Source organism: Xanthovirga aplysinae, assembly GCF_009711365.1.
Lineage (GTDB): Bacteria > Bacteroidota > Bacteroidia > Cytophagales > Cyclobacteriaceae > Xanthovirga > Xanthovirga aplysinae.
On sequence record NZ_SMMB01001111.1, the window covers coordinates 1 to 8,392 of the forward strand.

Below are 8,392 nucleotides of genomic sequence, written 5' to 3' on the forward strand. Positions count from 1 at the left end.
TTTTCTCAACCAAAGCTTGTTGTCCAATGGTTGCAGTTTGTAAAATGATTGGTTCTCCACTTTTTAAGTTCTTTTTCTTCGATCTTACCAATACCATTTTTTCCTTAACAAATTGTGGGTCTTCAAAAGACAGTGGAAGATAATTCCTTCTCGGTCTTTCTTCCTCCCAAATACCGTCATCTTCCACTACTCCATACCAATTTGTGAAATACCCATGTTTTTAGAATCTATTCCCTTTACAAAATATAGATTAAACCCTAATTCTTTTATAAACCAGGGGTGATAGGGATATATATCAGGCCAGGCAATTACAGCTCCAAACCCGGTTTTCCCTTTCATGACTTTTTCCTGCGATTTGGTGCCTTGACTTAATTTTATTGTTCATCTAAAAAGGAACTTATAGTGAGCTTAATTGCCTGATTGGTAAACTTGGTTATGTTTTAATGCTGGATAAAATGGAATAAGATCTTATTCGTTTGTCCTTAGGGATTCTACGATGTTAGCTTTCCAAATCTTGATGGCCTGAAATCCTAGCGTACACCAGGTAAGCAATAAAGCACATAGCCCAGCAACCAGGAAATACCAAAGATTTAAATCTATTCTCAAAACAAAATTTTCGAGCCATTCTTTAGCTAGAACATAACTTAGAGGTAAAGCAATGGTTAAAGAAATTAATACCAGTTTGTTAAAGTCGGTGGATAAATTGTAAATAATAGAAAAGTTGTTTGCTCCCAGTGCTTTCCTAATGCCAATTTCTTTTTTTCTTTTTTCGATGATAAATGCCATTAGACCAAATAAGCCCAAACATGAAATAACTATGGCTAATCCAGCAAAATACTTGGATAATACGGCTACACGCTTTTCTGCCAAATATTGGGCCTGATATACATCGTCCAAAAATTTAAATTCCAGAGCTTGTCCCTGAGTAAAACTACTGTAATATTGCTCAAAGGAATCAATGGTTTCTCCGGTCCTTTCTGAGTCCATTTTTACCATGATCGTGTTTGTTCTCTGAGGTAACAATAAAATGAATAATGGTTTTACAGCTTCATGAAGGGACTCGAAATAAAAATCTTTGGCAACCCCTAAAGTTTCATGACCTTTTCCCCATAACTTTACATTTTTACCAATAGGATCTGTAATTCCCATTTTTTCAATTGCCGTTTCATTGAATATAATTTTGGGTTGTTCGGCACTAAACTCTCGTGAAAAGGTCCTTCCTTCTTTCATTTGAATACCCAACAATTCGAGCATTTCGTAATTGACCCTTCTATATTGCATTGAAAGATTAGAGTTAGGATCTTTTCCTTCCCAGTAAAGTCCTCCAGTTGAATTTAAGTCTCCAAAAAAGGTCAGCCACATGCTGGAAGCATTTTTTACACCAGGTACCTCATTGGCTCCCAATAGAAAAACATCCAAATGTTCCTTGATCTTTCCGTCCATTTCAAAATAGATGATATGATCTTTGTTATAGCCCATGTTTTTGTTTTGGACAAGTTCCATTTGTTTGTAGATCACTAAAACACCAAAAATTAAGGAAACAGAAAGTATGAACTGAAATACAATCAATCCATTACGAGTCCAGAAATTGAGGGTGGAAGTAACAAATTTTCCTTTCAATGCCATTAAGGGTTTAAAGCCTGAAAGGTATAAAGCGGGATAGCTTCCTGCAATAAGGCCGGTAAGGACCGCAATAAGCAGGAAGGTGGGGAGTAGATCAATTCCGGCACCTAATGTTAAATTTTTGCCAGAAATTTCATTAAACTGAGGAAGTAATTCAAAGACGATTATGGTTGCAAAAATAAGTGATATGAGGGCCATCAACACAGATTCCCCAAGGAATTGAAAGATAAGGGATTTTCTACTTGCTCCTAAGGTTTTTTTCACTCCGATCTCCCGCATTCTTTTTGGTGCTTTGGCAGTGGATAGGTTCATGAAGTTGATGCAGGCAATGATCAATATGAAGATAGCGATAACGGAAAATAGTTTTACATATTCAATTCTTCCTCCGGCCTGTACACCATTTTCATATTTACCTTTGAGGTAACCTTTTGAATACTGCTTTAAAAAGTAATCTGCTTCTTCATAATTAGCTCTCTTTCGTACTACATCAGTCATTTTAGTGTCTAAATGTGCAAGTTTAGTGCCCTCTTTTAAAGTTATATATGTACTGGGCCAACTGTTTTTCCAAGAGTTTGTAAAATTGGGATTAACTTTGAATGTTAACCCAAATGGTAAGATGAAATCAAATTGTTTAGAAGATTGTGGAGGGATTTTGAAGACCCCGGCAATGCGGACCTGATGTTTGTGTCCAAATTGCTCATAATCCATTAATTTTCCTATAAGATTTTCCCCTGTATTAAATGCTTTTTGGGCGAGTTCTTCCGAGATGACGATATTGCTTTCATCTGATAAAACCTGATTGATATCCCCCTGAATAAGTTCATAAGAAAATACGTTAAAATAATCTTTGTCTGCAAACACCCCTCGTGTTGTAAATGCTTTTTTACCTACAATTAGTTTACTGTCGTTTGGAATTACGCCTTCAGAAATGGCGTATTCTATTTCCGGGATTTCGTCAAGTAGGGTCTGGGCCAAAATAGGGGGCATTACAGGGCTTACTTCAATTCCACTAGGGGTTTCAAAGCGTGCCATCACTTGAAAAAGCCGGTCGTCCTTTTCGTGGAATTTGTCTATTCCGAGTTCATCTTTTACCCAAAGAAATACCAATAAAGCACATGCAAGGCCAGTGGATAAACCGATTAAATGAATAATAAAGGAAGTCTTGGATTGCTTGATATGTCGAAGGAACGGTAATATGTTGGATCTTAACATTTTAGTTAAATTTTTAACAAGTTTGAAAATCTTTATGAAGCAAATGAATTTAAAAAGTGTTATTATTTTCAGGTTTTCTTCACTGTATATTTAATTCCTGGGAAAAGGTGGCTTTTTGGTTTTTTGATTCTCCTTACTTTATCACAAAAAAGAAAGGGAATGTATTCTTTCTTTAAATGAATGCCAAGAAATATGCCACATGCGAAAGCTTTAAATAACGCTTTAAATGGGGGAGGAGGAAGGTGGTCTTGTCCGGATTTGGGCGATCGCGTGCGCTGACGGACGGTATATAGTTTTTTATTAAAACCCTCCAGGGATTTTTAATCCCTGGAGGGTTTTAATAATTATTCATATCTTATCGAATTCACCGGATCATCCGTTGCCGCTTTAATGGCATGGTAGCTCATGGTTATCCATGCGACGATGAAGGAAAGCCCTGCAGCTATCAAAAATACCCCAACTCCAATGGAGGTACGAAAAGCAAAGCCTTCCAACCAATTGTTCATCACGTACCAGGCAATAGGGGAGGCAATCAAAAATGCAATCAAAATGAGTTTTGCAAAATCCTTGGAAAGTAAAAGAACAATGGATACTACAGAAGAGCCTAATACTTTCCGTACTCCGATTTCTTTTTTTCTTTTTTCTGCGGTAAAGGCAGCAAGAGCAAAAAGCCCTAAGCAGGCAATGAAGATGGCTAGACCGGAAAAAAAGGATAAAACAGTGGCTGTTTTTTGTTCTTCCTGGTACATTTGGTCAAAGCGTTCATCCATAAAGGAATAGGAAAAAGGTTGACCCGGGGCCATCTTTTTCCATTGTTGTTGCACTAAAGTAATGGCTTCTTTGGTTCGTTTTCCATCAATTCGAAGGGTAAGCAGGTTATTGTTATCCTCTCGAAAAAGAGCCGTTGGTTTTATACGATTTCTCATGGAGGAATAATTAAAGTCTTTTATGACTCCTATAATGGTATACTCATCGTCCCATACCGAAATAGTTTGTCCTATGGGTTCTTTATATCCCAGCATCCTGATGGCCGATTCGTTAACTACGACGGAAGAAGAATCAGATGGGAAATCTGGTGAAAAATACCGGCCTTCTTTCATTTTCATTTTAAGTGTCTGGGGGTAGTCATAATCTACTAACCAAATAGTACATTCAATATTATTATTTTGATTTTTATCCCTCAATGATGTTCCCCAACTTCCATAACCATTTACTGGAAGGAAATTAGTAAAAGTACCACTAATAATTTCGGGGTAACGTAATAATTCCCCTTTGAAGCTTTCTCCTTGTTCACCTAAAAGATAGGTGTCTTCCACAAGTAAAAGGTGATCTTTTTCATAGCCTATATCTTTGTTTTGAATAAAGTCAATCTGTCGGTAAAGTACGAGGGTGCCGACGATAAGGAAAATGGAAATAGAAAACTGTATAATCACTAATAGATTTCGAAACCTGCTGCTTTTCATTCCAGAAGTAAGCTTTCCTTTTAAGGTCTGGGCAGGTTGAAAACTGGAAAGAAGGAAAGCGGGGTAGAAACCAGATAGAAGGGCTAATAACAAAGGACATAATAGTAATCCCAGAAGAAATTGCCAGTTGCCCCAATATTGAACAGTAATAGATTTACCTGCTACTTGATTAAAAGCAGGTAAAAAGAGTTCCATTAACCCAATGGCCAGTAAGGTAGCCAAAAAACTAAGAATTAATGATTCGTTTAGAAACTGCCTGATGAGTTGGATTCGGTACGCTCCGGCAACCTTTCTAACCCCTATTTCTTTGCTGCGATCTGCTGATCGGGCAGTGGCTAGGTTTATATAATTGATGCAAGCAATTAACAAAATTAACAGGGCAATAAAGGAAAAGGTATAAATATATATTATGTTTCCATTCGCTTCAATTTCTCCGTGTAAATCAGAATGTAAATGAATGTCCTTGACGGGTTGTAATTTCCAATCATAACTTAGATTGTTTTTTTTCATTTCTTCCCATGGGATACTTGTTAAGTCGTAAATGGCTTTTGAAGAATAGGTCTTTATTGCTTCCGGAAATTTGGCTTCAAGTAATTTAGGGTCAGCTTGTTCTTTTAATAACAGGTAGGTATTAAGGTTATGAGACATCCAATCCTGTATCCAACCCTGTTCCAAAATCCTTTCTATGGAAAGGAAGACATTCATTTTGAAATGGGAAGTTTCAGGCATATCTTCAAATACTCCAGTTACTTTGTAATTTTCATTATTATTAAATATCACCATTTTATTCAAAGGATCTTCAATCCCAAATAAACGTTTGGCTGTGCTTTTATTTATTACAATGGAATTTGGTTCTACCAAAGCCGTAGCTGGATTTCCTTCCACAAGAGGTATGGAGAAAATATTAAACAAACCGGGGTCCGAATAAGCTATTTTATCTACTTTAAATTTATTTTCTTTATAACTCATAACCTGAGTCCCAAGGGTCCTAATTCGGACTGCTTCTTCTACTTCGGGAAAAATTTCCTTAAAAGTTTTTGCCAAGAGTCCTGGGCTATAAGCAAAATATTGCATTGGTTTAGTTAAACCATAATCTGTTGTGACCCTATACATTCGGTCTATTTTTGTGTAATGGCGGTCATAGCTTAGTTCATTTTTGACCCAGAATCCAATTAATAAACAAGCGGCTAATCCTACGGCCAGGCCCAGTACATTTATAAATGCATAGAACTTATGCTTGATTAAATTCCGTAGGGCAACTTTAAGGTGATTTTTAAACATAACTGAAAGATAGAATAAATTATTGGCTGTTTATTCCCGTTTACTGTTTTTCAAGAAGTATGCCATAAAAAATAGCCCTTAATGGGCTGTAAAGATAGTTTTATGAAAATTTACCGTCCGTGAGCGGACGCGTTTGTTTGCTGACGGACGGTGTATATTTATCATTCATATCGAATAGAATTCACCGGATCATCCGTCGCGGCTTTAATGGCATGGTAACTCATGGTAATCCAGGCAACTAGGAAGGAAAGCCCTGCTGCAACCAAAAATACCCCAACCCCAATAGAGGTACGGTAAGCAAAGCCCTCCAGCCAGTCGTTCATCACCCACCAGGCGATAGGGGAGGCGATCAAAAAAGCAATGAAAATGAGTTTGGCGAAATCTTTCGAAAGCAATAAGACAATTGATGTTACAGAGGAACCTAACACTTTCCTTACCCCAATTTCCTTTTTTCGTTGTTCTGCGGTGAAGGCAGCCAGTGCAAAAAGGCCTAAGCAGGCAATGAAGATAGCTAATCCGGAAAAGATGGATAAAACCTTAGCGGTTTTTTGTTCTTCCTTGTACATTTGATCAAAACGTTCATCCATAAAAGAATAGGTAAGGGGTTGATCAGGGGCTATTTTTTTCCAATGATGCTCTAATAGAGTCATGGCTTCTTTTGTTCGCTTTCCATCAATTCGAAAGGTTAAATTATCGGTGTTATTCTCTAGAAAAAGAGCAGCTGGTTTTATTCTGTTTTTCATGGAGGTATAATTAAAGTCTTTTACAACTCCTATTATGGGATACTCTTTTCCATATAGTCGAATAGTTTGTCCGATTGGTTCATTGTATCCCAACATTTTGATTGCCGATTCATTTACCACTACAGCAGAAGAATCAGATGGATAATCTGTGGAAAAATACCGGCCTTCTTTTAATTTCATCCCAAGTGTATTGATATAGTCAAAATCAACCAACCATATAGTACAATCAACCCTATTACCCTCACCGTTACCCTCCAGAACTGACCCCCATCTTGAAGCAAATTCCACAGGAAGGTAACCTGTAAATGTACCACTTTTAAATTCGGGAAAGTTTAATAATTCCTGTTTAAGTGGTTCTGCTCTTTCACCCAAAACGTAGGTTCCTTCTACTATTAAAAGATGATCTTTCACAAAACCGATATCTTTTTTGTGAATAAAATGTATTTGTTGATATAGTACAAGCGTACCTACTATTAGAAAGATGGAAATAGCAAATTGAATTATCACCAGCAAACTTTGAAATTTTGCACCATTCGGTTCTGAAGTAAGTTTTCCTCTTAATACAGTGACAGGTTGGAAAGTGGAGAGAAAAAAAGCAGGGTAAAAACCTGATAGAGTGGCTAAAAGTAAGGGACATGCAAGTAAACCTGAAAGAAGCTGCCAATTTCCCCAATATTGAACTGATATAGATTTTCCTGAAACTTGATTAAAAGTTGGCAGAAAGAGTTCCATTAATCCAATGGCCAGCAAAGTAGCGCAAAAACTCAGGATAAGTGATTCACTTAAAAATTGCCTGATAAGTTGAGGTCGTTGGGCTCCAACTACTTTTCTAACCCCTATTTCTTTGCCACGATTTGTTGATCGTGCAGTGGCTAGATTTATATAATTGATACAAGCAACGGTCAAAATTAGAATTGCGATGAATGAAAAAGCATATACATAGGTAATGTTTCCATTATGTTCGGCCTCCCCTTCTAAATTGGAGTACAAATGAATATTCTTGACGGGCTGTAAATGCCAATCCAAGGTGAGGTTATTTTTTTTCATTTCTTCCCAATTGGAACCAGTAGCTTCGTAAATGTCTTTTGAAGCATACGTTTTGATTACTTCCGGAAATTTTGCTTCAAGAAATTTGGGATCAGTTTGTTCTTTTAATAAAAGGTAGGTATAGAGACTGTGAGAAGTCCATTCCTGGGTCCAGGGCTCCTCCAAAATTTTTTCTATCGAACAAAATACATTGACTTTTAGATGAGAATTTTCAGGAATATTCTGGAATACGCCTGTTACCTTGTAATTTTGATTATTGTCCAATACCACCATTTTATTTAAAGGATCTTTATCTCCAAATAAACGTTTTGCTGTGCTTTCATCTAGAACAATGGAATTTGGTTCCACTAAAGCAGTATTTGGATCTCCTTGTATAAGAGGAATAGAGAAAACCTTAAATAGGCTGGGGTCGGCATAAGTCACTTTGTCAATTTTTAATGAATTCAATTTATGACTTAAGACTTTAGTCCAAGTAATCCTAATTCGAACCACCTCTTCCACTTCCGGAAAAAACTCCTTAAAGGTTTCAGCTAATGGTCCAGGGCTATAAGCTAAATTAATTACTGGTTTATTTAAACCGTAATCTACAGTTAGTCGATACAGTCTGTCTATTTTGCTATAGTGCCGGTCATAACTCAATTCATCCTTAACCCAGAATGCTATCAATAAACAAGCGGACAGCCCTACAGCTAAACCGATCACATTTATACTGGCATAGAACTTGTTTTTGATTAAGTTCCGTAGGGCGATTATTAGATAATTTTTAAACATTGCTGAGAAAAAAAAATATTGTTCGCTGGACTTAAGTCTATACCTAAATCCAATAAGTATGCCATAAATAATATCCTTTAAAAGGGCTTAAACGGGCATTTCTTAAAGCAGACCGTCCGTAATCGGACGAGGTTGTCTGCTTACGGACGGTCTATAGTTTATTTCCGAATTTCCCAATAATTTCAGTGTAAAACGAGTTAATAGTTGATTTATTACTCATATCGAATAGAATTCACAGGATCATCAGTTGCC

At 36.8% G+C, this 8,392-nt stretch carries 5 protein-coding genes; all 5 read right to left on the reverse strand.

Annotated elements, in window-relative coordinates; all coding sequences use genetic code 11:
• A partial coding sequence (locus E1171_RS24290; RefSeq protein ID WP_222931495.1) for a hypothetical protein occupies positions 1–187 on the reverse strand: 187 nt, incomplete at its 3' end.
• A complete protein-coding gene (locus tag E1171_RS13190) occupies positions 187–339 on the reverse strand; it encodes a hypothetical protein (protein ID WP_155206476.1) in 153 nt (50 codons plus the stop codon). The genes E1171_RS24290 and E1171_RS13190, both read right to left, overlap by 1 nt.
• A gap of 129 nt (positions 340–468) precedes the next feature.
• Entirely contained in the window at positions 469–2,835 is a 2,367-nt protein-coding gene (locus tag E1171_RS13195; RefSeq protein ID WP_155206477.1) for an ABC transporter permease, read from the reverse strand.
• A 344-nt stretch (positions 2,836–3,179) separates the two neighbouring features.
• Positions 3,180–5,579 (reverse strand): ABC transporter permease, encoded by a 2,400-nt coding sequence (locus tag E1171_RS13200; protein ID WP_155206478.1) that lies wholly within the window; start codon positions 5,577–5,579, stop codon positions 3,180–3,182.
• A gap of 161 nt (positions 5,580–5,740) precedes the next feature.
• Complete coding sequence (locus E1171_RS13205; RefSeq protein ID WP_155206479.1) at positions 5,741–8,140, reverse strand: ABC transporter permease; 2,400 nt, start codon at positions 8,138–8,140, stop codon at positions 5,741–5,743.
• Positions 8,141–8,392: the final 252 nt, after the last annotated feature.